Annotated in this window: 19 protein-coding genes; 6 read left to right on the top strand and 13 right to left on the bottom strand. The window is 71.5% G+C overall.

Features of this window, described 5'->3' with window-relative positions; translation table 11 throughout:
* Positions 1-208 precede the first annotated feature (208 nt).
* Positions 209-814 (top strand): hypothetical protein, encoded by a 606-nt coding sequence (locus Aph01nite_RS37010; protein ID WP_204045738.1) that lies wholly within the window; start codon positions 209-211, stop codon positions 812-814.
* Here the strand turns inward: Aph01nite_RS37010 and Aph01nite_RS37005 are convergent.
* The 3 genes from Aph01nite_RS37005 to Aph01nite_RS36995 form a co-directional block, all read right to left on the bottom strand.
* The gene (locus tag Aph01nite_RS37005) at positions 804-4,082 is read right to left on the bottom strand and encodes an ATP-binding protein (protein WP_204045737.1); all 3,279 of its coding nucleotides are present in this window, start codon (positions 4,080-4,082) and stop codon (positions 804-806) included. The genes Aph01nite_RS37010 and Aph01nite_RS37005 overlap by 11 nt on opposite strands.
* Positions 4,083-5,598: 1,516 nt before the next feature.
* Positions 5,599-6,732: an acyl-CoA dehydrogenase family protein gene (locus tag Aph01nite_RS37000; protein WP_204045736.1), complete on the bottom strand. Its 1,134-nt coding sequence runs from the start codon at positions 6,730-6,732 to the stop codon at positions 5,599-5,601.
* A gap of 2 nt (positions 6,733-6,734) precedes the next feature.
* Positions 6,735-7,820: a M24 family metallopeptidase gene (locus Aph01nite_RS36995; protein ID WP_307836820.1), complete on the bottom strand. Its 1,086-nt coding sequence runs from the start codon at positions 7,818-7,820 to the stop codon at positions 6,735-6,737.
* Positions 7,821-7,996: 176 nt separating this feature from the next.
* Here Aph01nite_RS36995 and Aph01nite_RS36990 point away from each other — a divergent pair, with 176 nt between their 5' ends.
* Genes Aph01nite_RS36990 through Aph01nite_RS36980 form a run of 3 tightly spaced genes read left to right on the top strand, consistent with a single transcriptional unit; the run spans position 7,997 to position 11,245 of the window.
* Positions 7,997-8,887 (top strand): PP2C family protein-serine/threonine phosphatase, encoded by an 891-nt coding sequence (locus Aph01nite_RS36990; protein ID WP_239162261.1) that lies wholly within the window; start codon positions 7,997-7,999, stop codon positions 8,885-8,887.
* 10 nt (positions 8,888-8,897) lie between these two features.
* Positions 8,898-9,785 carry a 5'-3' exonuclease gene (locus tag Aph01nite_RS36985; protein WP_204045739.1) on the top strand — a complete coding sequence of 296 codons (888 nt, stop codon included), beginning with the start codon at positions 8,898-8,900 and terminating at the stop codon, positions 9,783-9,785.
* Positions 9,786-9,814: 29 nt separating this feature from the next.
* Positions 9,815-11,245 (top strand): RNB domain-containing ribonuclease, encoded by a 1,431-nt coding sequence (locus Aph01nite_RS36980; RefSeq protein WP_239162260.1) that lies wholly within the window; start codon positions 9,815-9,817, stop codon positions 11,243-11,245.
* A gap of 12 nt (positions 11,246-11,257) precedes the next feature.
* On the opposite strand, the gene Aph01nite_RS36975 is transcribed toward Aph01nite_RS36980, so the two are convergent.
* From Aph01nite_RS36975 to Aph01nite_RS36945, 7 genes are all read right to left on the bottom strand, one after another.
* On the bottom strand, positions 11,258-13,966 hold the full coding sequence (locus Aph01nite_RS36975; RefSeq protein ID WP_204045734.1) for a DEAD/DEAH box helicase: 2,709 nt from the start codon (positions 13,964-13,966) through the stop codon (positions 11,258-11,260).
* 97 nt (positions 13,967-14,063) lie between these two features.
* Positions 14,064-14,945, bottom strand: coding sequence for a diacylglycerol/lipid kinase family protein (locus Aph01nite_RS36970; RefSeq protein ID WP_204045733.1), 882 nt, complete (start codon positions 14,943-14,945; stop codon positions 14,064-14,066).
* A 5-nt stretch (positions 14,946-14,950) separates the two neighbouring features.
* Positions 14,951-15,808 (bottom strand): twin-arginine translocase subunit TatC, encoded by an 858-nt coding sequence (gene tatC / locus Aph01nite_RS36965; RefSeq protein ID WP_204045732.1) that lies wholly within the window; start codon positions 15,806-15,808, stop codon positions 14,951-14,953.
* Positions 15,809-15,839: 31 nt separating this feature from the next.
* Complete coding sequence (gene tatA, locus Aph01nite_RS36960; protein ID WP_204045731.1) at positions 15,840-16,175, bottom strand: Sec-independent protein translocase subunit TatA; 336 nt, start codon at positions 16,173-16,175, stop codon at positions 15,840-15,842.
* Between the two features lie 102 nt (positions 16,176-16,277).
* A complete protein-coding gene (locus Aph01nite_RS36955) occupies positions 16,278-16,463 on the bottom strand; it encodes a hypothetical protein (protein ID WP_204045730.1) in 186 nt (61 codons plus the stop codon).
* A 14-nt stretch (positions 16,464-16,477) separates the two neighbouring features.
* Positions 16,478-17,374 (bottom strand): helix-turn-helix transcriptional regulator, encoded by an 897-nt coding sequence (locus Aph01nite_RS36950; protein WP_239162262.1) that lies wholly within the window; start codon positions 17,372-17,374, stop codon positions 16,478-16,480.
* A 41-nt stretch (positions 17,375-17,415) separates the two neighbouring features.
* Positions 17,416-18,369, bottom strand: a complete 954-nt coding sequence (locus Aph01nite_RS36945; RefSeq protein WP_204045728.1) for a helix-turn-helix transcriptional regulator — start codon at positions 18,367-18,369, stop codon at positions 17,416-17,418.
* A gap of 133 nt (positions 18,370-18,502) precedes the next feature.
* Here Aph01nite_RS36945 and Aph01nite_RS36940 point away from each other — a divergent pair, with 133 nt between their 5' ends.
* Both Aph01nite_RS36940 and Aph01nite_RS36935 read left to right on the top strand, forming a co-directional pair.
* Positions 18,503-19,573 (top strand): DUF3866 family protein, encoded by a 1,071-nt coding sequence (locus Aph01nite_RS36940; RefSeq protein WP_204045727.1) that lies wholly within the window; start codon positions 18,503-18,505, stop codon positions 19,571-19,573.
* 41 nt (positions 19,574-19,614) lie between these two features.
* Complete coding sequence (locus Aph01nite_RS36935) at positions 19,615-20,568, top strand: metallophosphoesterase family protein (protein WP_204045726.1); 954 nt, start codon at positions 19,615-19,617, stop codon at positions 20,566-20,568.
* On the opposite strand, the gene Aph01nite_RS36930 is transcribed toward Aph01nite_RS36935, so the two are convergent.
* From Aph01nite_RS36930 to Aph01nite_RS36920, 3 genes are all read right to left on the bottom strand, one after another.
* Positions 20,558-21,013, bottom strand: a complete 456-nt coding sequence (locus tag Aph01nite_RS36930) for a DUF3291 domain-containing protein (protein WP_204045725.1) — start codon at positions 21,011-21,013, stop codon at positions 20,558-20,560. The genes Aph01nite_RS36935 and Aph01nite_RS36930 overlap by 11 nt on opposite strands.
* A 47-nt stretch (positions 21,014-21,060) precedes the next feature.
* A complete protein-coding gene (locus Aph01nite_RS36925) occupies positions 21,061-21,690 on the bottom strand; it encodes a helix-turn-helix transcriptional regulator (protein WP_204045724.1) in 630 nt (209 codons plus the stop codon).
* Positions 21,691-21,758: 68 nt separating this feature from the next.
* Entirely contained in the window at positions 21,759-22,787 is a 1,029-nt protein-coding gene (locus Aph01nite_RS36920) for an FKBP-type peptidyl-prolyl cis-trans isomerase (protein ID WP_204045723.1), read from the bottom strand.
* Positions 22,788-22,903: the final 116 nt, after the last annotated feature.

Raw genomic sequence — 22,903 nt, 5'->3', positions numbered from 1 at the left:
GGCCAGAGAAGATCCTCAGTGCACTCATGGTGGGGCGAGTCACTGTACGGGCCGAATGCACCGACCGGATGCTGATCTACATCGAACGGCACCTCCGCGGGAATCGTGATCCCCATCCGCCCAAACCCCTCAAATGATTGGGTGCCCTCGCAGGCCGTGGACGTATGCCTTTGCCATACGAGAGATGCGGCAGCTTGGGAGAGTCCGGATGTCACGGAGCAGACGCAGGGGTACCAACCAGCTAACCCAGGAGGCCCGCGCCCTGGCGCAGGTCCAGCTCGGAAGCGTACGCCAGGACCTGCGGGACTTGGTCGCCGAACTGGGCGACGCGCTCGACGAGATCGCCCGCGTACGTTCGGGCGAAATCCGCGTGCTGGCGCTCGGCCACGCCGCGTCGATGAAGTCAACCATGCTCCGCCTGCTCCTGGGCGACTCCGGGGTGCTGAACGTGGGCGCGGGCGCGATCAGCGCGTCGGCCACCGAGATCCGGCTCATGCCCTCGGACGGGAGCCCGGCCACCCCCAGTACCCAGGTCCGGACCTTGACCGAGAAGGCGGCCCGGCGGCGGGCCCGGGCCCTGCTCGGCATCGCTGGCCCGGACGACGCCCGCACGCTGGACGAACTGGCCCAGGTCCAGCACCAGAATGCCGCGAGTCGGCCGTACTCCGCCTTCATGGGCTTGTGCCTGACCAGGAAGCCGGTCAGATCCGGCCCCGCGGCGGTTCTGGCGCTGGGGGACATGTCCGCCTCTTCTCTGAAATCTCTCGTGATCACACAGAGAATGCGCGGCGGGTGTTGGCCGATTATTGGCTGAGACTTGCGCGGAGTACAGCTCTGGCCTGCTCGGCCCACCAGGTCAGCCGCTCACGCTCGGCGGCGGCCACACAGGATCGGAGCAGATTCTCCGCCTCCTCGCGGCGCCCGAGCAGAAGCGCCAGCCTGGCCAGGTGGAGGTCGGCCGGGCCGAGTGTGAGAATGCTGCCGCCGGTCGTCAGGTGTCCCGAGTACGGCCGGAGCTGGGCGTGGACCGCTTCAGCCGCCACCCGGTCCCCGGCGGCGACGACGGCGGCGGCGCGCAGCGCGAGGAAGGCGCCCAGCGTCCAGTCGTCGCCCAGCGGCATCCAGGGCGTCGCGGCCAGTTCGGCCACCCGATCCGTCTCGCCGCGCGCCGCCGCCGCCACGATGGCGAAGTCGTGGGCGGCGGCGGGAATCATGCGCCCGACGCCCGAGTCGGCGATCAGCTTGTCGGTGATCTCCTCTGCCCGGCCCGCTCCGATCAGCAGGAAGCAGCGGACCATCGTGTAGTGCTGGTCCAGGCTGAACAGGCCGAGCCGGCCCATGCGCTCCCATGCCTCCTCGACGGCTCGCAACGCGGCGTCGAATCGCCCGGAGACGGCGAGCCGCGTCACGTGCCAGGCCGCCTGCTGAGCAGCGTGCAGCCGCAGCCCGAGCCGCCGGATCTGCGCATCGCATTCGGCGGAGTACCGGTCGGCCTCGGCCATCGAGAGGCGCGCGGCCGCCATCAGGGCGAGCCGCATACGTCCGACAACGCTGTGCGCCGGCAGACCGTGCCGGTCCCCGATCTCGGCCTGCTCCTCGCTGATGGCCATGAGCTCGGCGTAGCCGGCGGGACGGGATATCGCGAGCGCCCGGGCGTGCAGGGCGAACGCCAGCAGGCGGGGTTCGCCGATCCGGCGCGCCAGGGCGATCGCCTCGGCGGTGAGCGCATCGCACCGCGGCTCGGCGCTGGTGTCGTAGAGTTCCATGCCCAGCGTGCCCAGCAGCCGGCATCGCAGCTCGTAGTCCTGCTCGGGGAGTGCGCGCAGTGCGGACTCCAGCCGCCTGACCAACTGGAGCTCGATCTCGTCGAAGTCTTTCAACTGCCACAGGCCCTGTGGTTCCACCGCGACCAGCGCCCGCATCTGGATGTGCTCCTCGCCCGCCGCCTCGGCCACGCGCAGGGCCCGGTTCCTCGCGCGGCGGGCTCCGCTGATGTCACCGGCGTCGAGGCGGGCGGCCACTTCGGACAGCAGCAGCTCCGCCCGTTCGGACAGATCGGGAAGCGACGCCCCGGCGTGCGCCGCCGCCGCCTTACCCCACCAGCCGGCCGCGTCATCGTAGGCCAGCTGGCCCTGCGCGACCAGCGCCGCGGTACGCGCCCAGTCGACCGCCCGCCTGGCCCCCAGCGGGGAGGCCGCCAGGTAGTGGGCGGCGACGGATTCGGGATCGGCCCCCGGACGGGCGGCGAGCGCGTCGGCGGCGGCGAGGTCGAGCGCGGCGCGCCGGGCCGAGGGAAGCCCGGTGTAGACCGTCTGGCGGACCAGGTCGTGGATGAACGCCCGGCCGGGGGTGAGCAGACGCGCCGATATGGCCACGTCCAGGGCCACGAGCACATCGGCGGGCTCACTCCCGGTGATCGCCGCTAGCAGCGATACGTCCTCGCCATGCCCGATCACCGCCGCCGCGGTGAGGATTTCGAAGCCGTCCGCCCCCGAGCCGGTCCCGTCCAGCCGCGAGACGCGGCGCCGGATCACGTTCGCCACCCCGGACGGCACCTCAGCCAGCGCGGCGTCGATCCCCTCTGCGGCGGCCAGGCGCAGCGTCTCCTGGACGAACAGGGCATTGCCGCCGGTCCTGGCCATCAAGCGGTCCAGGTTCCGATCGCTGAGCGGCAGGCGCGACGTATCGGCCATCGACCGGATTGCGGCCGCCGACAGCCCGGAGAGCTCGATCCGTGCCGCCCCCGCGCGGGTGAGAGCGCTCAGCAACTCGGCGAGCTCGCGGCCCTCCGGCTCCCCGGTGCGCAAGGTCGCCGTCACGCAGAGCCGACCGGCCGTGGCCATGGTGAGCAGGTCGGCGAACAGCCGCAGCGACGCGTCGTCGGCCCACTGCACGTCGTCCATAATGACCAGACAGGGAGCCGTCGCCGCGGCACCGGCGAGGAGCCGGGCGAACCCCGCGTGCCGCCGGAAGCGAGCCTCCGCGGCGTCGGGCAGAGCCCGTTCCTCGTGCTCGGGCATGCTCACGCCCAGCGCCGCCAGGGCCTGGGTCCACGGCCACAGCGCGGGCCGGCCCCCGGCCTCACCCGAACGGCCCCAAGCGACCTGCCACCCCTGATCGGCGAGTGATTCGGCGAGCCGCTCCGCCAGCCAGGTCTTCCCGACACCGGCCTCACCGGAGATCAGGGCATATCCCGGGCGGTCCTGCGTCACCCCACCGGCCACGCCGAGAAGGGCGGCCAGCGGCCCCACGCGCCCGGCAAGGTGATGCGTTCCGCCGCCGGACAGGCGGGCGAGCGGACGGGATGGCGGTTCCGGGGCGAGCAGTGCCTCATCCTGGGTGAGCAGCATCGCCTCCAGCCCGCGCAACCCGGGCCCCGGATCGACGCCGAGCTCCTCGGCCAGGTGGTCGCGCGCCCGGCGCACGGCCGCCAGCGCGTCCGCCTGGCGCCCCGAACGGTACAGCCCGAGCGCCAGCAGCCGCCACAGTTCCTCACGCAGCGGCTGCTCCCGCACGGCGCCCTCCAGCCCCGGTACGGCCTCCGCCGTCCTGCCCAGTTCCAGCAGCGCCGAGAAACGGCACTCGACGGCGACGAGCCGTACCTCCTCCAGCCGGGTCACCTCGGGAGCGGCCCACCCTTCGGCGGCGAACTCCATGTACGGCGCCCCACGCCACTCGGCGAGCCCCGCGTCCAGCAGTGTGAGCGCCTGGGCCGGCCGATTCGCGGTCAGGTGCTCCCGCCCGGCCTGGATCGCGGCGGTGAACCGGCGGGAGTCCACCGCGTCCCTCGCGACCCGCAGGGCATAGCCGGAGGGTTCCCGGACCAGCACCGTGGCCGGGCTACGCGCGGGCCGGTCAGGCTCGATCGCCCGCCTGATCCGGGTCAGGAGCGCGTGCAGCCCGTTGACCGCCTCCCGTGCGGGCGATGCCCCCCACACCGCGTCGATGAGCGCGTCGGTGGAGACCACGATGCCGTCGGCGAGGATCAGCCGCGACAGGACGGCCCGCTGCTGCCGCGCCTTGATTTCCAGATGAACGCCACCGGACCGAACGATCAGCGGCCCAAGTACCGAGAATCGCACGCGCCAAGTGTGACGCGTGCCAACCCCGATTCCCAGCGCGGGTTGTAGCCAGATGAGGACGGCGAGGACTCGGCGGTGGAAGGCGGCGTGGGCACCGCGCAAACGGCCGAACAACTTGCCCACCGGATACCGATCCAGGCACCGTGCGAGTGCTCCGTCGTGATCGTCTCGACGGACTGATCCACGAGTATGCCCAGGTCGCATGGGTGACACGATTTTCGGCACCTACAGGGTGCGTCGGTTCGCGCGCCGTCGGCCTACCACCTGAGACGGGCCTATTCCGCCGGAGTGGGGCAGGTGCGGCGGTAGGGCAGGTTGGGAAGGTAGGGGCCCATTCGCGTTGGTCGAGGCCTCCGCCGGCGATCTGGCAGGCGTAGCCCACCGGGTCACGGCGCAGGTCGTTGAGTGGGCCGAGGTCCCAGAGGGTCGTCTCACCCGTCTGGTACCAGCGGGTGGCCAGGATCCGTCCGCCCGGCCCGAACGTGGCCTCCCCGGGGCCGCCCGCGCCCGGCAGACGGGCGGGCGAAGCGCGGTCGGTGACATCCCACAGGGTGACAAGGTCGAGGCGGCCGACGGCGACGGCCAGGACGGTCCCGTCGCCGCTCAGAGCCAACGCGAACCGGTCATGCGGCAGGGTCGGCCACAAACTGCCAAGGACAGCCTGGCCAGGGGGCGACCAAGCAGCAACCCCCTCCACCGCCTACAGCAGCCGACGCGGGTCCACCAATCCAGAGCAACCGCGTGCTGTGGGCCGTGCTCCCGTTTGCTCCCGCCCAAACGCGCTCCCGGCGGGAGCAAACGACATTCCCGAACCGCTCCGAACGGACGTCAACCGAGCCCAACGTTCCGCCCCGGCCTGCGGCTTCTGGAGAATCTGCAGGTCAGACCGTGATCGGAATTACCCTGACACGGAAGAGGTCACGAATCCGAGCCCAGTACCGTCCACGGAGGAATCCCAGGTCAACGCAACCTGGGGACCTTGTCCACCAGATCGCCGGTCGGGAAATCTGGAATGCATTGCTCCAACGTGATCGAGACCGCTACCCGATTCGGTAGTAGTCACCAGTAGCTCTCTTGGGACAGTGCAGAGCCATGGGGCCAGCATCGTCCGCAGATGAGTGACTGGGCGGTGCGCGGGCACATATGTTTTGCGGTCAGCCTACAAGCGCCAAGATACCGTCTCCGGACGCTACCATTGACACACAATTTGGGCACAGTCAGGTCATTTCATCCGATGCCAGAATAACGCCCGAATTTGGCCGCCATAAGGGCAAATAGCCGCCGACATTTGGATCCAGGCAGTAGCTCAGCGACACGGCTATGACGGGGCAGCATGATCGAATGGCCGGCCGGGGGTCAGCACCAAGTCAGCACCGGGCCCGTAACCGACGGGAACAAACGGGAAATAACCGGCATTTGGAATCGGGACCGCAGTCACGTCGATGATCTTTTTAATGATCAAAGCCCGGGCGAAAGATCGGATAGCAGGGCACTGACCAGGGAAAACGCCAGCCTACTAGCCCTTAGTCAGGGCACGACTGATCACCAAGCGTTGAATCTGGTTCGTCCCCTCCACGATCTGCAGCACCTTCGCCTCGCGCATATAGCGTTCAGCCGGGAAATCCTCCACATACCCGTACCCACCGAGCACCTGCACAGCATCAGTGGTGACCTTCATGCACATATCCGTGGCGAACAACTTGGCCATCGCCGCCTTCGTCCCATAAGGACGACCCGCATCACGAAGCCGCGCCGCATCCAGATAAAGCGCCCGAGCCGCCGCGATCTGCGTAGCCATATCCGCCAGCAGAAACCCGACCCCCTGGAAGTCCGCGATCCTGGACCCGAACTGCTGCCTCTCCTTCGCGTACGCCGTCGCCGTCTCGAAAGCCGCCTGCGCCAACCCGACGGCACAGGCGGCGATCCCCAGCCGCCCCCCGTCAAGAGCGGCCAACGCGATCCGGAACCCCTGCCCGGACTCCCCGACGAGCGCCTCCGAAGGCACTCTGACACCGTCGAACCGCACCTGCGCGGTCGGCGACGACCGCATGCCCATCTTCCGCTCGGAAGCACCGAAAGAAAGCCCGGAAACCCCAGCGGGCACGTGGAAACAGGAGATGCCCTCGTCCGTGCGGGCCATGACCGTGTAGAAGTCGGCGACGCCGCCGTGCGTGGTCCACGCCTTGACGCCGTCGATCGAGTAACCCCCGTCCAGGGAGGTGGCCCGGGTGGTCAGCGCCGCCGCGTCGGACCCGGACTGCGGCTCCGACAGGCAGTACGCCCCCAGCGACTCACCACCCAGCAGCGTGGGCAGATGCTCCGCCCGCTGCCCCTCCGACCCGTACGCCGCGAGCGGGAAACACGACAGCGTATGCACCGACACGCCCAGCCCGACCGCCAGCCAGGCCCCCGCCAGCTCCTCCACGACCTGGAGATACACCTCGTACGGCTGCCCGCTCCCGCCCAACTCCTCCAGGTACGGCAGCCCGAGCAACCCGGACGCCCCCAGCAGCCGGAACACCTCACGGGGGAAGCGCCCGGCGGCCTCGTCCCCGGACGCCCGGGGGGCGACCTCCTTGGCGGCGAGTTCCCGGACGAGGTCGAACAGGTCGTGGCCTTCGGCGGTGGGGGAAACCCTGTCCACGTTCATCGTCAGACCACCACGAGGTCCCGGGTGCTCAGGTTGAGGCGGTCGCCGCCGGTCTCCCCGCACACCACGATGTCCTCGATCCGCGCGCCGTGCCGCCCCGGCAGGTAGATGCCGGGCTCGACGGAGAAGGCGAAGCCGGGCTCCAGCGCCGTGGCGTTGCCGGACACGATGTACGGCTCCTCGTGGGACTCCAGGCCGATGCCGTGGCCGGTCCGGTGGATGAAGTAGGACCCGTAGCCGGCGTCCTCGATCACCTGGCGGGCGGCGGCGTCGACGGCCTCGCAGGTCACGCCGGGCCGGACGAAGTCGCAGGCGGCCTCCTGGGCGCGGCGGAGCACGTCGAAGTACGCCGCGTACTCCGCGCCGGGCTCGCCGACGGAGTAGTTGCGCGTGGAGTCCGAGCAGTAGCCGCTGGGCATGGTGCCGCCGATGTCCACCACGACCTGGTCGCCGGCCTCGATGACCCGGTCGGAGACGTCGTGGTGCGGGGAGGCGCCGTTCGGGCCGGAGGCGACGATGACGAAGTCGATGACGGCGTGGCCGGCGTTCATGATCGCGTCGGCGATGTCGCGGCCGACCTCGCGCTCGGTGCGGCCGGCCCGCAGGAACTCGGGGACCTGCGCGTGCACGGCGTCGATGGCGGCGCCGGCCTCGCGCAGCGCCGCGACCTCTGCGGGCGACTTGCGCATGCGCAGCTCGGCCAGGGCGCGGCCGGCCAGGTGCTGCTCCACGCCGGGCAGCGCGTCGCGGAAGCGCAGCGACTGCATGGCCCACATGCGGTCCGACAGCCCGACCGAGCCGACGTCGCCGAGGCGTTTGGCCACCACCGCGTAGGGGTCGTCGGTCTCGTCCCACGGGACGAACTCCACGCCGATGCGCCCGGCGGGGGACGTCTGCGCGGCCGGCAGCTCCAGCCGGGGCACCATCATGAACGCGTCGCCGACGGCGGGCACCACCAGGCAGGTCAGGCGCTCCAGCGCGTGCGCGTGGTAGCCGCTCACGTAGCGCAGGTCGGGGCCGGGGGTCAGCAGCAGCGCGCCGAGGCCGGCCGCGGCGGTGGCCGCCCGGACCTGGTCGATTCTGGTCACCGGATACAGCTCTGAGGACTCCGTTGTCACAAGTCCCCATCTAAGCAGAGCCCGCCGACAGCGCCGGACCCGCCGGTCGCCGGAAATCTCTTCCACCACCGGCGGACGGCTGCTACGCTCCGCGCAAGGCCGATCACGGCCAGTTCTCGAATGTCCGGATTGATGCCGTTTTGAGAGTGAGCCCCGCCATGGTCGGCGTCGTGGGCGGCGAGTCGCCGCCCCTCCACCCCGCGGACGACCGCATCCCCTCGATGAAGGCTCCCCTGACCGCCGCGGAGATGGTGCAGGACCTGCGCGAACGCCTCGACCGGCAGGAGGAGCGGCTCGCCGGCGAGCGCAGCGTCAGCACCGCGCTGCGCGAGGCCATCCTGCCGGAACCGGGCGCCGGCATGGACCTGCCCACCGCCCGCATCGCCGTGCGTTACGCGCCCGCGGTCCAGCCCCGGCCCGGCCAGTCCTGCGCCACCCTGGGCGGCGACTGGTATGAGGCGACCACCCTCCCCGGGGGCCAGGTCCTGCTCGCCGTCGGCGACGTCTCCGGCCACGGCATGGCCGCCATCGCCCAGATGGCCCAGCTCCGGCACGCGCTGGTCGGCCTGGCCATGACCGGGCAGCCGCCGGACCGACTGCTCGGCTGGCTCAACGCGCTCGTGCTCAACCGGCTCGACGACTGCATCGCCACCGTCATCATAGGCCTGCTCGACCCGGCCACCGGCCTGCTCACCTGGGCGCACGCCGGGCACCCCGCGCCGATCATGGTCAGGGACGGCCGCGCCGGCCAGCTCCCCGCCCCGCGCGGCCTGGTGCTCGGCGCCTCCCCCGACCCGCCGTTCGAAGTCTCCGAGGTGCGGCTCCGCCCCCGCGACCTGCTCCTGATGTTCACCGACGGCCTGGTGGAACGGCGCGACCGCGACATCGACGAGGGGCTGGCGCTGACCATGCGCGCCGCCGAGCGGATCCGCCACGACGACCTCGACGCCGGCCTCGGCTTCCTGATCGACGCGGCGGGCGGCCCGAGCCCGGAGGACGATACGTGTCTCCTCGCCGTGGGGGTGCTGGGACGATAGACGGGTGCTGATGCTCCTCGACACCCCGTCGCTGTATTTCCGCGCCTACTACGGCATTCCGGAATCGATGACCGCGCCCGACGGCATGCCCGTCAACGCCGTACGCGGGCTGATCGACATGATCGCCACGCTGGTCCGGTCGCACTCCCCCACCGAGCTGGTCGCGTGCATGGACGCGGACTGGCGGCCCGCCTTCCGGGTGGCCGCGATCCCGTCGTACAAGTCGCACCGGGTGGCGCAGGGGAACCAGGAGGAGATCCCGGACACGCTCGCGCCGCAGGTGCCGGTGATCGAGGAGGTGCTGGCCGCGCTGGGCATCGCCACCATCGGCGTCCCCGGGTACGAGGCCGACGACGTGATCGGCACCCTGGCGACGCGGCACCAGGGCGCGGTCGAGATCGTCACCGGTGACCGGGATCTGTTCCAGCTCGTGGACGACGCGAAACCGTGCCGGGTCCTTTACACCGTAAGGGGGATTCGTAATCTCCAGCTGGTGGACGAGGCGTTCGTGACCGCCAAGTACGGCATCCCCGGCCGCGCGTACGCCGACTTCGCGACCCTGCGCGGCGACCCCAGCGACGGCCTGCCCGGCGTGCCCGGCATCGGCGAGAAGACCGCAGCCGCGCTGATCACCCGGTTCGGCTCGCTCGACGCCCTGCTGGCGGCCACCGGCGACGAGGGCTTCCCGGCCGGGGCCCGCAACAAGCTGGCCGCCGCCGGCGACTACCTGGCGGTCGCGCCCGCCGTCGTCCAGGTCGCGCACGACGCGCCCATCCCGGACGTCTCCCTGGCCGTCCCCAGCGAGCCCCGAGACGCCGCCCACCTCGTCGAACTGGCCGACCGGTACGGTCTGGACGGTCCCCTCAACCGCCTGCTTCCTGTGCTGGCGGCAAGATAACGGGGGTGCCGCTCCGCTACCTTGAGGGCGTGCCGCACACAACGATCCGGATACCGGACGCGCAGAAGCCACGCCTCGTCGACGGATTCGACCGGATCCGCGAGGAGTTCGGCCTCCCCGGCGCCTTTCCCGCGGAGGTCCAGCGGGAGGCCGAGCAGGCGGCCTCCCGGCCCCCGGCCGGCGAGGACCGCACCGACCTGCCCTTCCTGACCATCGACCCGCCCGGCTCGATGGACCTGGACCAGGCGCTCTGCCTGGAGGAGCGCGCCGCGGGCGGCTACCGGGTGTGGTACGCGATCGCCGACGTCGGCTCCTTCGTGCGCCCCGGCGGCGCCGTGGACCTGGAGGCCAGGACCCGGGGCGAGACCGTCTACCTGCCCGGCGGGCGCGTCCCGCTGCACCCGCCCGTGCTGTCGGAGGGCGCGGCCAGCCTGCTGCCCGGCGAGGTCCGCCCGGCCGCGCTGTGGTGCGTCGACCTGGACGCCGAAGGCCGCACGGTGGGCGTGGACGTGCGGCGGGCGCTGGTGCGCAGCCGGGAGCGGCTGGACTACGAGTACGTGCAGACCGCGGTCGACACCGGCCGCGCCGACGGCACGCTCCGCCTGCTCGCCGAGATCGGCCCGCTGCGGCTGGCGCTGGAGCGGGCCAGGGGCGGGGTGAGCCTGCCGACGCCCGAGCAGGAGGTGGTCCGGGAGGCGGACGGTTACCGGCTGGAGTTCCGCACGCCGCTGCCGTGCGAGGCGTGGAACGCGCAGATCTCGCTGCTCACCGGCATGGCGGCGGCGCAGCTGATGCTGGACGCCGAGATCGGGCTGCTGCGGGTGCTGCCCCCGGCCGACCCGCGCGACCTGGCCAAGATCCGCCTGGTGGCGGCCGCGCTGGGCGTGGCCTGGCCGGAGGGCGCCACCTACGGCGAGGTGGTGCACGGCCTGGACCCGAAGATTCCCGGGCACGCCGCGTTCCTGCACGAGTCCACCGTGCTGCTGCGCGGCGCGGCCTACGTGGCGTTCAACGGGGAGCCGCCCCGGCAGGCCTCGCACGCGGCCATCGCGGGGCCGTACGCGCACGTGACGGCGCCGCTGCGCCGGCTGGCCGACCGTTACGCGACCGAGGTGTGCCTGGCGGTGGCCGCCGGGGAGCCGGTGCCGGAGCAGGTCGAGGAGGCCCTGGTGGTCCTGCCCGACCAGATGCGCAAGGCCGGCGGCCGGAGCGGCGGGGTGGAGCGCGCCTGCGTGGACCTGGTCGAGTCGTTCGTGCTCCACCACCGCCTCGGCGAGGAGTTCGACGCGGCCGTGATCGACGTCACCGAGGGCAGGCCGGGCGGGCAGGTCCAGCTCGCCGACCCGGCCGTGATCGCCCGCTGCGACGGCGACGCCCTCCCCCTCGGCGAGCGCGTCCGGGTCCGGCTCGTACGCGCCGACCCCAACACCCGCGAGGTCAGGTTCACCAGGATCAGCTGACCTCAGCCGACCTCAGCTGACCGAGGAGTACGCCACCACCCCGCGCCGGAGCGCGTCGACGGCCTTGTCCGCGTTGTCGCGCACCTTGCTGCCCTTCGGCGCGGCGTCGCGCAGCTGCCCGAGCAGGTCGAGCAGCTGCTTGACCCAGCGCACGAAGTCGCCGGCGGCCAGGTCGCCGTCGGTGAGGACCGCGTCCAGCGTGTGCCCCTTCGCCCACCGGAACGCCGCCCAGGCGAACCCGAAGTCCGGCTCGCGGATGAAGGAGAGCCCGTGGTCCTCCTCGATGCCCTCCAGCTCCCCCCAGAGCCGCAGCATCGCCCCCAGCGCCTCCTTGGCGGCCCCGGCGGGGATCTTCGGACTGCGCGTGTCGTCGGACTGGCGGGACTCGAACACCAGCGAGGAGACGCACGCGGCCAGTTCGGCCGGGTCCAGCTTCTCCCAGATCCCGGCCCGCAGGCACTCGGCGGTGAGCAGGTCCAGCTCGGTGTAGAGCTGGGCCAGCCGCCGCCCCTGGTCGGTGACGGTCTCCCCGTCCAGGTAGCCGAGCTGGTCGAGGACCCCGCAGACCCGGTCGAAGGTCCGCGCGATCACGTGCGAGCGGCCCTCCACGCGGCGGCGCAGCGTCTCGGTCTCCCGCTGGAGCTTGTAGAAGCGCTCGGCCCAGCGCGCGTGGTCCTCCCGCTCGTCGCAGCCGTGGCACGGGTGCTGCCGCAGCTCCCGCCGCAGCCGGTTGATCTCCTCGTCCTCGGTGGCGTGGTCGCGGGCCCGGGTGGGCTTGCCCAGGTCGCGGTCCCCCAGCTTGGCGTGCATGGTGGAGACCAGGTTGGCCCGCTCCTTGGGGCTGCGCGCGTTGAAGTTCTTCGGGATGCGGATGTGGTCCACCGGCTCCACCGGCACCGGGAAGTCCGCCGCCGCCAGCCGCTTCACCTGCCGCCCCACCGTCAGCACGGTCGGCGAGGGCGACTCGCCGCGCTGCCCGAGCCCCGGGTCCAGCACCACCGCGAGCCCGGCCCGCCTCCCGCCGGGGATGCGGATCACGTCGCCCGGCTTCAGCTCCTCGAGGCTCTGCGCGGCCTGCGCCCGCCGGGCCGCCCCGCGCTGCCGCGCCATCTCGGCCTCGCGGTCCGACAGCCGCCTGCGCATCGCCGCGTACTCCTGGAAGTCGCCCAGGTGGCACGTCATCGCCTCGGCGTAGCCCTCCAGCGCCTGCTCGGCCTTGCGCAGCTGCCGGGCCAGCCCGACGACCGCCCTGTCGGCCTGGAACTGGGCGAAGGAGTCCTCCAGCAGCGTCCTGGCGCGCTCCCGCCCGACCTGCCCGACGAGGTTGACCGCCATGTTGTACGAGGGCCGGAAGCTCGACCGCAGCGGATAGGTGCGGGTGCTGGCCAGCCCCGCCACGCTCATCGGATCCATGCCCGGCTGGTAGACGACGACCGCGTGGCCCTCCACGTCGATGCCGCGCCGGCCGGCCCGGCCGGTCAGCTGCGTGTACTCCCCCGGCGTCAGGTCGGCGTGGGTCTCGCCGTTCCACTTGTCCAGCTTCTCGATCACCACGGACCTGGCCGGCATGTTGATGCCCAGGGCCAGCGTCTCGGTCGCGAACACCGCCTTGACCAGGCCCTTGGTGAACAGCTCCTCGACGACCTCCTTGAAGGCCGGGAGCATGCCGGCGTGGTGGGCGGCCAGGCCGCGCTCCAGGCAGTCCCGCCACTCCAGGTAGCCGAGCACGGCCAGGTCCTCGTCGGGCAGGTGCGCGGTGCGCTCGTCCACCAGCTGGCGGATCTCGTGCCGCTCCTTGTCGGTGGTCAGCCGGAGCCCCGCGTACAGACACTGGAGGACGGCGGCGTCGCAGCCGGCCCGGGAGAAGATGAACGTGATCGCGGGCAGCAGGCCCTCGGCGTCCAGCCGCTCGATGGTGGCGGCCCGGTCGTGGGCGGACCGGCGGGGGCGCATGTAGCCGCGTTTGCCGCGGGTGTTGGCCAGGCGCTGCTCGTCCCGGGACAGCCGCATCAGGTTGGCGTTGATCCGGGTGGCGCCGTCCTCGCTGGCGAACAGGTCGTAGAGGCGGCTGCCGACCAGCATGTGCTGCCAGAGCGGCACCGGGCGGTGCTCGTCCACGATCACGGTCGTGTCGCCGCGCACCTCGCCCAGCCACTCGCCGAACTCCTCGGCGTTGCTGACCGTCGCCGACAGCGCCACCACCCGCACCGACTCCGGCAGGTGGATGATCACTTCCTCCCAGACCGCGCCGCGGAACCGGTCGGCCAGGTAGTGCACCTCGTCCATGACCACGTAGCCGAGGCCGGCCAGCGTGCCGGAGCCCGCGTACAGCATGTTGCGGAGGACCTCGGTGGTCATGACCACGATCGGGGCCTCGCCGTTGACGCTGTTGTCGCCGGTGAGCAGGCCGACCTTGGCCGCGCCGTAGCGCCGGGCCAGGTCGTTGTACTTCTGGTTGGACAGCGCCTTGATCGGCGTGGTGTAGAAGCACTTGCGGCCCTGCTCCAGGGCCAGGTGCACGGCGAACTCGCCGACGACCGTCTTGCCCGAGCCGGTGGGGGCCGCCACCAGCACTCCGTCGCCCGCCTCCAGCGCCTGGCAGGCGTCGACCTGGAACTCGTCCAGGCCGAAATCGTAGAGCTCGCGGAACGTGGTGAGCGCCGGGCCGCTCTCGGTCTGCTGCTCTCGGAAGACGGCGTAGCGTTCCGCAGGCGTGCTCATGCCGTCAACCCTACCGATATCCGTGTTACGGCCGTCCCGCACACGCCCGAACGCCTTTACAAAGTAGATTCCTTTTGTACGGAATGCCCGGAACCACTCAGGGCACGAGCACCCGCAGGGCCCCCGGTTCCACGGCACACGTGATCGGAGCGGGCCCCACCCGTTCGCCGTCGGCGTACGCGATCGTGTCCGGCGCGTCGAGTGTGACCTTCCGGGAGCGCACGATGGTGACCGCCGGATGGCCGGTGTGGGTGCCGCGGTAGACGCTGGGGAAGGAGCGCAGCAGCGCGGTCTTCGGCATGGCCGCGAGGATCAGCACGTCCAGCAGGCCGTCGTCGGGGCTGGCGTCGGGGCAGACCCGCATGCCCGCGCCGTACGACCGGGTGTTGGCGACCGCCACCAGCATGGCCTCCCGCTCGATCACCCGGTCGTCGAGGGTGATCTTGAAGGGGATGGGCTCGAAGGTGCGCAGCTCCTCGGCCATGGCGACGATGTACTTGGACATGCCGGGCGGCCAGCGCTTGTGGTTGGCGCGTTCGTTGACGCGGGAGTCGAAGCCGCACGCGAGAACCCCGGCGAACCAGCGGCCCTGGGGCGAGATCCTGGCCGCGTCGATCACCCGGGTCCGCCCGCCGAGCACGGCGTCGGCCGACAGCAGCGGGTCGCGGCGCGGGATGCCGAGCGCGTCGGCGATGTCGTTGCCGGTCCCGGCCGGGATGATCCCCAGCGGCACCTCGGTGCCCGCCACCGCCTGGACGGCCAGGTGCACCAGGCCGTCGCCGCCGAACGCGACGAGGGCGGCGGGGCCGGCGGCGACCGCCGTACGGGCGCGGGCCAGCGCGTCGTCCGCGGAGGCGCCGACGATGACGGAGACCTCGCGGCCGCCTTCCCGTAATCGCGCCAGGACGGGCGCGAGCACCCGGACTCCCCGCCCGCCGCGCGCGGCCGGGTTCACCACGACGACGAGCTCGCCCGCCACGGCGGCTAGTCCCCTGCGGGCACGCTGGGGCTGGGACCGTCGAGCTCCTCTTCCAGCTCTCTGGCCCGCTGGGCGTCCAGCGCGTCCTGCTTGCGGTCGCGGAAGTACATGAAGGCCAGCGCCAGGTAGAACAGGGCGATCATCGGCAGGCCCAGGGCCAGCATGGTGAACGGGTCCTGGCTCGGGGTGGCGATGGCCGCGAACACGAACATCAGGAACACGACCATGCGCTGGTGCTTGGCCACCGCGGAGTAGCGCAGCACGCCGATGATGTTCAGGAAGGCCATCAGCAGCGGCAGCAGGAACGACACGCCGAAGATGACCAGCATCAGCATCAGGAACGACAGGTAGTCGCTGACGTCGATCAGCGCGACCGCGTTGTCCGGCACGAAGCCCAGCAGCAGCGACAGGCCCTTGTCCATGGTCAGGTACGCCAGCGCGGACCCGGCCAGGAACAGCGGCACGGCGATGCCGAGGAAGGTGTAGGAGTAGCGCCGCTCGTTGCGGTACAACCCCGGCGTCACGAACGCCCAGAGCTGGTACAGCCAGATCGGCGCCGCCGCCACCAGGCCGAACATGAACGCGACCTTGAGGTTGATGAAGATACCGCCGGTCACGCTGCCGACCACGAGGTTGCACTCGGTTCCGTTGCCCAGCCGGTACGCCGCCGGCAACCGGCAGAACGGGCCGGTCATGAAATCCCAGATCGGATCGAAGAAGATGAACCCGACGATCGTTCCGACCACAATGCCAAGAATGATCTTCACGAGCCGGTTGCGCAGCTCACGGATGTGATCCATGAGCGACATCCGGCCGTCGTCGTCGGCCGGGGACGCGGGAGTCGACCGTTTGAGCAGCGCCATCAGACGATTCCTGGGCTAGGGGAAGGGGCGTTCAGTTCTGCTTGTCGGCCTGGGAGGCGCGCAGCTTGGCGTTCTCCTCCTCCAGGAGCCGCAGCCGGTCCTCCACCGAGGGCGTCGCGGGCGTGACCGGCGAGGCGGCGGGGGGAACGGTGGGCGGGATCTGCGCCGGAGGCGGGGGCACGGTCTGGGCCTGCGCCTGCACGACCGTCGTGTCCTCATCCTCCTCGTTCATCTTCTTGGTCTCCTTCTTGAACAGCCGGAGCGACTGCCCAAGCGCGCGAGCCGTGTCCGGAAGCTTCTTCGCGCCGAACAGAAGGATGACGATGAGCCCGATGATGATCAGCTCAGTGGGTCCCAAGCTTGGCATGACACTTCCTTACGGGGCCGAGTGGTTGCGCCTGCACTTCTCAGCCCGATGGTACGCCGTGCGGACAGTACTCATCACCATGGCCTTGATGGACTGGATATGTCATCCTTCCGAAGGACGATTCGCGATCTCGGCGCGTAACCGGGCGTGTGCGGGTTCGATCCGCCGCCTGGCCCGGTCGAGCTCCCGGCCCAGGCCGCGCGCGGCCGTCAGCACCCGCGCGGCCAGCACACCGAGCACGGCCAGGCCGGCCACGCCCAGCCCGGCCGCCGCGTAGATCCAGCTCATCCGGTCACCCGCCCTCAGTAGTAGTTGGCCAGCGCGGCCTTGGCCGTCTCCGCCACGCGTTCGGCCAGGGACTCGGGCCTGACCACGCGGCCGGAGTCGCCCAGCCGGAGCGCGAGCCGTACCAGCCAGGTCTGGTCGCGGGCCCGCAGGGTGATCCGCTGGCGGCCCTCGCCGAGCTCGTGCACGCTCTCCACGGGGTAGTACTCCGACACCCACCGGCCGGACGGGGTGACCTCCAGCTCCACCAGCTCGTCGCTCTCCGACGGGCGGAACACGCCGTCGGCGACGTCGATCGGCTCGGCCTCGGCGGGCGGGTCGGCGGCCACGTCCAGCAGGTCCACCGCGAGGATGCGGTCCACCCGGAACATGCGCATGGCCTCGGCCCGGTAGCACCAGCCCTCCAGGTAGTGGTGGCCGTCCACCAGCACCACCCGGAGCGGGTCCACCTCGCGCGGGGTGACCTCGTCGCGGCCCGGCACGTAGTAGCGCAGCGACACCCGGCGCTTGAGCCGCGCGGCCGTGGTGACCGTGCCGAGGGCGCCGGGGGCGGTGTCCACCTCGACCGCGACCTGGTTGCTGACCGCCGCGGCGCCGTCCCCCGCGGCCTGCTCCAGCTTGGCCATGACCCGGCCGAGCGCCTCGCTGCCGGCGAACTCCGGCAGCTCGGCGAGCAGGCGCAGGGCCACCAGCAGCGCGCTGACCTCGTCCACGCCCAGCTTCAGCGGGCGGGCGATGGTCTCGGCGTTGTCGATGAGGATCTCGCCGCCGTCCCAGGACACGTCGATCAGATCGCCGGGGGTGTGGCCCGGCAGGCCGCACATCCAGACCAGCTGCAGGTCGTCGATGAGCTGCTTCTCGTTCAGCCCGAACAGCCGCGCCACCTCCGGCACCTGCGCCCCCGGATGGGACATCAGGTACGGCACGAGCGCCAGCAGCCGGGGCAGCCGGTCGTTCACTGCAGGGCCCCCTTCAGGCGGCGGATGACGGCCTCCCGCGCGTCCGGCGGGTCGAGCACCTGGGCGTCGGCGGCGAGGCTGGCGATCCATCCGGCCAGCCGCTCCGCGTCGGTGAAGGCCAGCTCCACCTCGTCCCACCCCGAGTCCCCATCCGCGCCGGGCCGCACCTGCCGCGCCAGGTGGCGCAACCCCTGGCAGGTCCCCGGGCGGACCCGCAGCAGGGCGGTGCGCTCGGGGAACTCCTCGCCCGCGTACCCCACCTGGGCGCGCAGGTCGATGCCCTCGGGCACGCGGACCGCGCCGGGGCGGCCGACCGGGGTGACGTCGCCGGTGATGCGGCTGAGCCGGAACACGCGGGTGTCGTCGCGGCCGCGGTCGTGGCCCACCACGTACCACCGGCCGCGGCGGCTGACCACGCCCCACGGCTCGACCACGCGGCGCAGCACCGACTCGCTGCCGGAGGAGCGGTAGTCGAAGGCGACCGCGCGCCGGTCCCTGACCGCCTCCCAGAGGGTCGGGAAGGCCGGGTCCCTGGTGTCCACCCGCAGCTCCAGCGGGCCCTCCACCAGGTCGGTCTCGACGCCGCCGGCCTTCAGCTTGAGCATCGCGCCGCTGGCCGCCTCGGCCAGGTTGGCCCGCTGCCAGACCTGCGCGGCCAGGCCGAGCACGGCCGCCTCGTCCGGTTCCAGGGTGATCTCGGGCAGCTCGTACGCCTGCCGCACGATGCGGTAGCCGGGATCGTCCTCCCAGGGGTCCTTGTGGACCTCGATGGGGATGCCGATCTCGCGCAGCTCGTTCTTGTCCCGCTCGAACATGCGCTGGAAGGCTTCGTCGTTGTCGGGGTCGTAGCCCGGGACCACGTGGCGGATCTGCTCGGCGCTGAGCGGCCGCCGGGTCGAGAGCAGGCAGATCACCAGATTGAGCAATCGCTCGGTCTTCCGCCGGGACATCGCCCCTCCCTCCTTCTCCGATGAGGATTATTCAAGAGATCGCCCCTTGGTGTTCCAGCAAAAGGTGTGACTCGTGAGACTGCGCCGGGCTGCCCTTGAATAACCCTCGGTCAAGAACGCTACCCTTTTCCAGGTGATCAGATGGCGCAAGGGCGAGGTCCTCGGGATCAGGCGTGACTGGCCGGGCGCGGTGGAACTGGAGGTGTCCGTCGAGGACGGAACCCGGTGCCGCGCGCTGGCCTATCCCCCGCTGGTGGGCCGTCCGGAACCCGGCGACACGGTGCTCCTGAACACGACCGCGCTCGCGATGGGCCTCGGTACGGGAGGTTACGCCATGGTGGTGGCGATTCCCGACCGTTTGCCACAAGATCCCGCCGGTCCCGGTCACCTGGTGAAGGCGCGGTACACGCCGCTGCAGGCCACCGTGCAGGGCGCGGACGAGCAGGGCTCCCCCCACCACGACCTGCTCCGCGACGCCGACTCCCTGGACGGCATGCCCGTCGTGGTGGCCGACCTGCACTCGGCCCTGCCCGCGATCCTCTGCGGCCTGTACGCCTCCCGCCCCGAGATCCGCGTGGCGTACGTGATGCAGGACGGCGGCGCGCTCCCCGCCTGGTTCTCCATGTCCTGCGCCCGGCTGCGCGAGCTGGGGTGGCTGTGCGGCGTCGTGACGGCCGGCCAGGCCTTCGGCGGCGACGTGGAGGCCGTGACCACGCACACCGCCCTGCTGGCCGCCAGGCACGTCCTGAGGGCCGACGTGACGATCGTGGCGCAGGGCCCGGGCAACCTGGGCTCGGGCACCCGGTGGGGCTTCTCCGGCGTGATGGCCGGGGAGGCCGTCAACGCGGCGGCCGTACTGGGCGGGCGCGCGGTGGCGGCGCTGCGGATCAGCGAGGGCGACCAGCGCGACCGCCACTACGGCGTTTCCCACCATTCGCTCACCGCCTACGGCCGGGTGGCGCTGGCCCCCGCCGAGGTGGTGGTGCCCGCCCTGCCGGGCGACTTCGGCGACCAGATCCGCTACCAGTCGGCCGACCTGGCCTCCCGGCACATCCTGGTCGAGGTCTCCGTGGAGGGCCTGTACGAGGCGCTCCGCAAGTCGCCCGTGGCCCTGTCCACGATGGGCCGGAGCCTGGACCAGGACCTGGCCTACTTCCTGGCCTCGGCCGCCGCCGGACGCCACACCGCCACGCTCCTGCCCTGAAATACCAGCTCAGCGCGGACGCCGCTTCTAGCATCCGGGGAATGAACGCTAGACGAGTCACGGCGTCCCGCGAGCGCGTGGACGCCGGGAGAATCGGGCGGGCCGGGCGAATGACCCCGTGGCGAATGGCCCTGCTGGGTGCCGCCCTGGTGGCGGTTCCCGCGTGTTCGGGGTCGAGCGCGGACACGGCGGTCGTCCCCAGCGCGTCGGCCACCGTGGCTGGCTCCCCGCCCTCGATCCCGCCGTCCGCGGGCTTCCTGGCCATCGGCGACTTCGGCACCGGCGGCAAGGCGCAGCGCCGGGTGGCGCGGGCGATGAAACGCTGGTCCAGCGGCCGCCGGGTGGACGCGGTCGTCACCACGGGCGACAACGTCTACCCGGACGGCAGCCCCGATCGGTTCCGGAATGTGCTCACCAAGCCGTACAGCGGGCTGAAGGCGCCGCTGTGGGCGGCGCTGGGCAACCACGACGTGCAGGCGGGGCACGGCGCCGCCCAGCTGAACGCGCTGAAGCTGCCGACGCCGCCGTTCGCCAAGCGGCTGGAGAACGCCGAGTTCCTGTTCCTGGACGCCAACCGCGACTTCCCCGAGCAGGCCGGCTGGCTGGACCGCCGGCTGACCGCTCCGGGACCGCGGCTGCGCGTCGTGGTCTTCCACCAGCCGGCCTGGTCGTGCTCGCTGCACGGCTCCACGCCGGCGGTGGACAAGTACTGGGTGCCGATCCTGGAACGCCACCGGGTGGCGCTGGTGCTCAACGGCCACGACCACAACTACCAGCGTTTCGTCTCCCCCAACGGGGTCACCTACGTGGTCACCGGGGGCGGCGGCGCCGGCCTCTACCCGATCAAGTACGGCTGTCCCGGCCTGCCCAGACGGGCCGCCGCCCGCAAGCGCCACCATTTCGTGGCCGTCCAGATCACCGGGGACGACACGCTCAGCCTGGCCGCCATCGGCCCGAAGGGTCACACCTTCGACTGGTCGGTCATCACGCGCTGATCACCGGCTCCTGGAAGTCGTGGAACTCCTTGAAGGTGAACGCCTCCGGTCCCGGGCCCCCGGCCCGGAGCCGCGCCAGCCGGGCCATCCCCTCCGCGAGGTCGGGAAGCTCCCCCTCCGGCACCCACCACATCACGCTGTACGGCTCCGCGATCCGCTGGAACCACTCCCGCCGCCGCTGGAGCACGGCCAGGTGCCGCGACCGGTAGACGAAGTTCCAGAGCGTCTCCCGCGACTCCCAGACCGAGAAGTTGATCACGAGGTCGTCGCCGTAGTCGTGCCGCACGGTGTCGGTGGGGTCGTCCCCGCCCTTCAGCCGCCAGACGAACCCGGGCGCGGCGTCGGAGAGCGTGTTGACGGGTTCCAGCAGGGCGACGAAGTCCGCCAGCTGGGGGGTGTCGAGGGGGGCGAGCAGATGCGCGACGTTCAGCTGGGCCAGATGCATGCCCCCAGCATCCCCAGCGGCCATCTCTATGTCAATTCTTATTGTTTTTAGAGTCGATCCTTCTTTGCCACGACCACGCAGCACTCCCCCGGCCGGGGATCCAGCTCGGCGATCGCGCCGCCGCCCAGCAGCCCCTGGCAGAGGGACAGGTTCATCGAGCACACCAGCAGCGGATGCTCCTCGGCCAGCACGTGGAAGGGGCAGTTCCGCAGCCGCAGCACCCCGTCCTCCTCGTACGGCTCGTAGCCCTGGCGTGCCAGGATCTCCCGTGGCGACGCGTCCGGGTCTGCGGCGGCCAGCTTCCGCCCCGCCCGCCGCGCGGCCTCCTCGGCCAGCTCGTCGCCGCCCAGCAGGTCCACCACCTCGGCCAGGATCAGCGCCACCGTGCGGTAGTCCCGGGGCGGCAGGCTGACCAGGTGCTCGGCCGGCGCCCGCCGGTACACCTTCGCCGGGCGGCCGCTCCCCGGCCCGGTCCGCTCCCCCAGCCGCCTGAACTCGGCCGTCAGCAGCCCCGCGTCGACCAGCTTGTCGAGATGGAACGCGGCCAGCCCCCTGGCCACCCCGGCCGCCTCCGCCGCTTCGGCCCGCCCGACCGGCCGCCCCAGGCCGACCACGAACCGGTACAGCTCCCGCCGTACGGGGTCGCCCAGCAGCGCCACCGCCTCATCACTGTCCACAGCCGGAGTGTACGGAAACGCGGAAGCCCTCCTCCCCGGCGAGGAGAGGAGGGCTTCCAGCGGAACGATCAGACGGCGCCCAGGACGTCCACCACGAACACCAGGGTGTCGGTGCCCTTGATGCCGCCCTGCGGGTTGCCCTCCTTGCCGTAGCCGAGCTCCGGCGGGATGGTGATCACGACGCGGCTGCCGACCGGCACCCCGGTCAGGCCCTGGGACCAGCCCTTCACGACCTGGTTGAGCGGGAACTGGGTGGCCTCGCCGCGCTTCCAGCTGGAGTCGAACTCCTGGTCGGTGCCCCAGATCTTGCCGGTGTAGTGCACCATGACCGTCTGGTTCTCCTTCACCTTCGGGCCCTCGCCCTTGATGACGGTCTTGACCACGAGGTCCTTCGGCGGCTGCGCGACGGTCTTGGTGGTCAGCGTGGGGGCCTCCTCGCCGCCCGGGTTGACCAGCTTGACGCCCTCGATGCCGGGGTCGGCGGCGGTGCCCACGGCGGCCTTGGCGGCGGCCGAGACCACGTCGATGACCAGCACCTGCGAGGTCACCGCGAAGTCGGTGCCCTGCTGCTTGGCGTTGTCGATCATGGCCTGGTCGAGGCTGTCCTTGGCGATGACGACCAGCACCCGGCCGCCGGGCTTCATGCCGACCAGGCCGTCGTGCAGCGTCTTCGGGAGGTTCTGGTTGATCGGCACGAACTCCGGCGTGCCCTTGTCGTACGCCGAGCCGACGACCTTGTTCTCCTTGCCGTCCCACGTGTACACGCTGACGTTGGCGACCAGCGTGTCGCCGTCCTTGGCCGCGGTGCCGTCACCGGGGACGATCACGCGGGAGGAGGAGTTGAGCGCCGGGTTTCCCTCCGGGAAGGTGACCTTCGGCATGACGCCGGAGGCCCCCTCGACCTTGATGTTCTTGGCGTCGCCGAGCGGCCCGGCCAGCGTGGCGGCGGGGGCGGCGGAACCGGACGCCGAGGCTCCCGACGCGGACGCGGTGGCGGCGGGCGAGGCCCCGGTGGCGGTCTTCTGGGCGGTGCCGCACGCGACAGCGGTCAGAAGCAAGGGAAGAGCGGCGGCGGCGAAGGCCGTGCGGCGGCGCATGATGGGAATCCTCAGGACGGAAGCAGAATCGGACAGCGGAAACGAGACAGCGGGCTCGCGTCACACTACCCGAACCCGCTGTCTGGATGCTGTAAGGAGATCACATCCCCGCGATC

The organism is Acrocarpospora phusangensis (genome assembly GCF_016862995.1).
In the GTDB taxonomy this organism is placed as follows: Bacteria; Actinomycetota; Actinomycetes; order Streptosporangiales; family Streptosporangiaceae; genus Acrocarpospora; species Acrocarpospora phusangensis.
The sequence above is the reverse complement of the archived record's forward strand: the minus strand, read 5'-3'. Positions and strand labels throughout refer to the sequence as shown.

What these genes read in the sequence shown, in the direction of transcription:
- Aph01nite_RS36920 (WP_204045723.1), bottom strand. Translation starts at nt 22,787, where the DNA reads ATGCGCCGCCGCACGGCCTTCGCCGCCGCCGCTCTTCCCTTGCTTCTG.
- tatC (WP_204045732.1), bottom strand. Translation starts at nt 15,808, where the DNA reads ATGGCGCTGCTCAAACGGTCGACTCCCGCGTCCCCGGCCGACGACGAC.
- Aph01nite_RS36985 (WP_204045739.1), top strand. Translation starts at nt 8,898, where the DNA reads ATGCTCCTCGACACCCCGTCGCTGTATTTCCGCGCCTACTACGGCATT.
- tatA (WP_204045731.1), bottom strand. Translation starts at nt 16,175, where the DNA reads ATGCCAAGCTTGGGACCCACTGAGCTGATCATCATCGGGCTCATCGTC.
- Aph01nite_RS36945 (WP_204045728.1), bottom strand. Translation starts at nt 18,369, where the DNA reads ATGTCCCGGCGGAAGACCGAGCGATTGCTCAATCTGGTGATCTGCCTG.
- Aph01nite_RS37010 (WP_204045738.1), top strand. Translation starts at nt 209, where the DNA reads ATGTCACGGAGCAGACGCAGGGGTACCAACCAGCTAACCCAGGAGGCC.
- Aph01nite_RS36955 (WP_204045730.1), bottom strand. Translation starts at nt 16,463, where the DNA reads ATGAGCTGGATCTACGCGGCGGCCGGGCTGGGCGTGGCCGGCCTGGCC.
- Aph01nite_RS36950 (WP_239162262.1), bottom strand. Translation starts at nt 17,374, where the DNA reads ATGTCCCATCCGGGGGCGCAGGTGCCGGAGGTGGCGCGGCTGTTCGGG.
- Aph01nite_RS36975 (WP_204045734.1), bottom strand. Translation starts at nt 13,966, where the DNA reads ATGAGCACGCCTGCGGAACGCTACGCCGTCTTCCGAGAGCAGCAGACC.
- Aph01nite_RS37000 (WP_204045736.1), bottom strand. Translation starts at nt 6,732, where the DNA reads ATGAACGTGGACAGGGTTTCCCCCACCGCCGAAGGCCACGACCTGTTC.
- Aph01nite_RS36930 (WP_204045725.1), bottom strand. Translation starts at nt 21,013, where the DNA reads ATGCATCTGGCCCAGCTGAACGTCGCGCATCTGCTCGCCCCCCTCGAC.
- Aph01nite_RS36935 (WP_204045726.1), top strand. Translation starts at nt 19,615, where the DNA reads ATGAACGCTAGACGAGTCACGGCGTCCCGCGAGCGCGTGGACGCCGGG.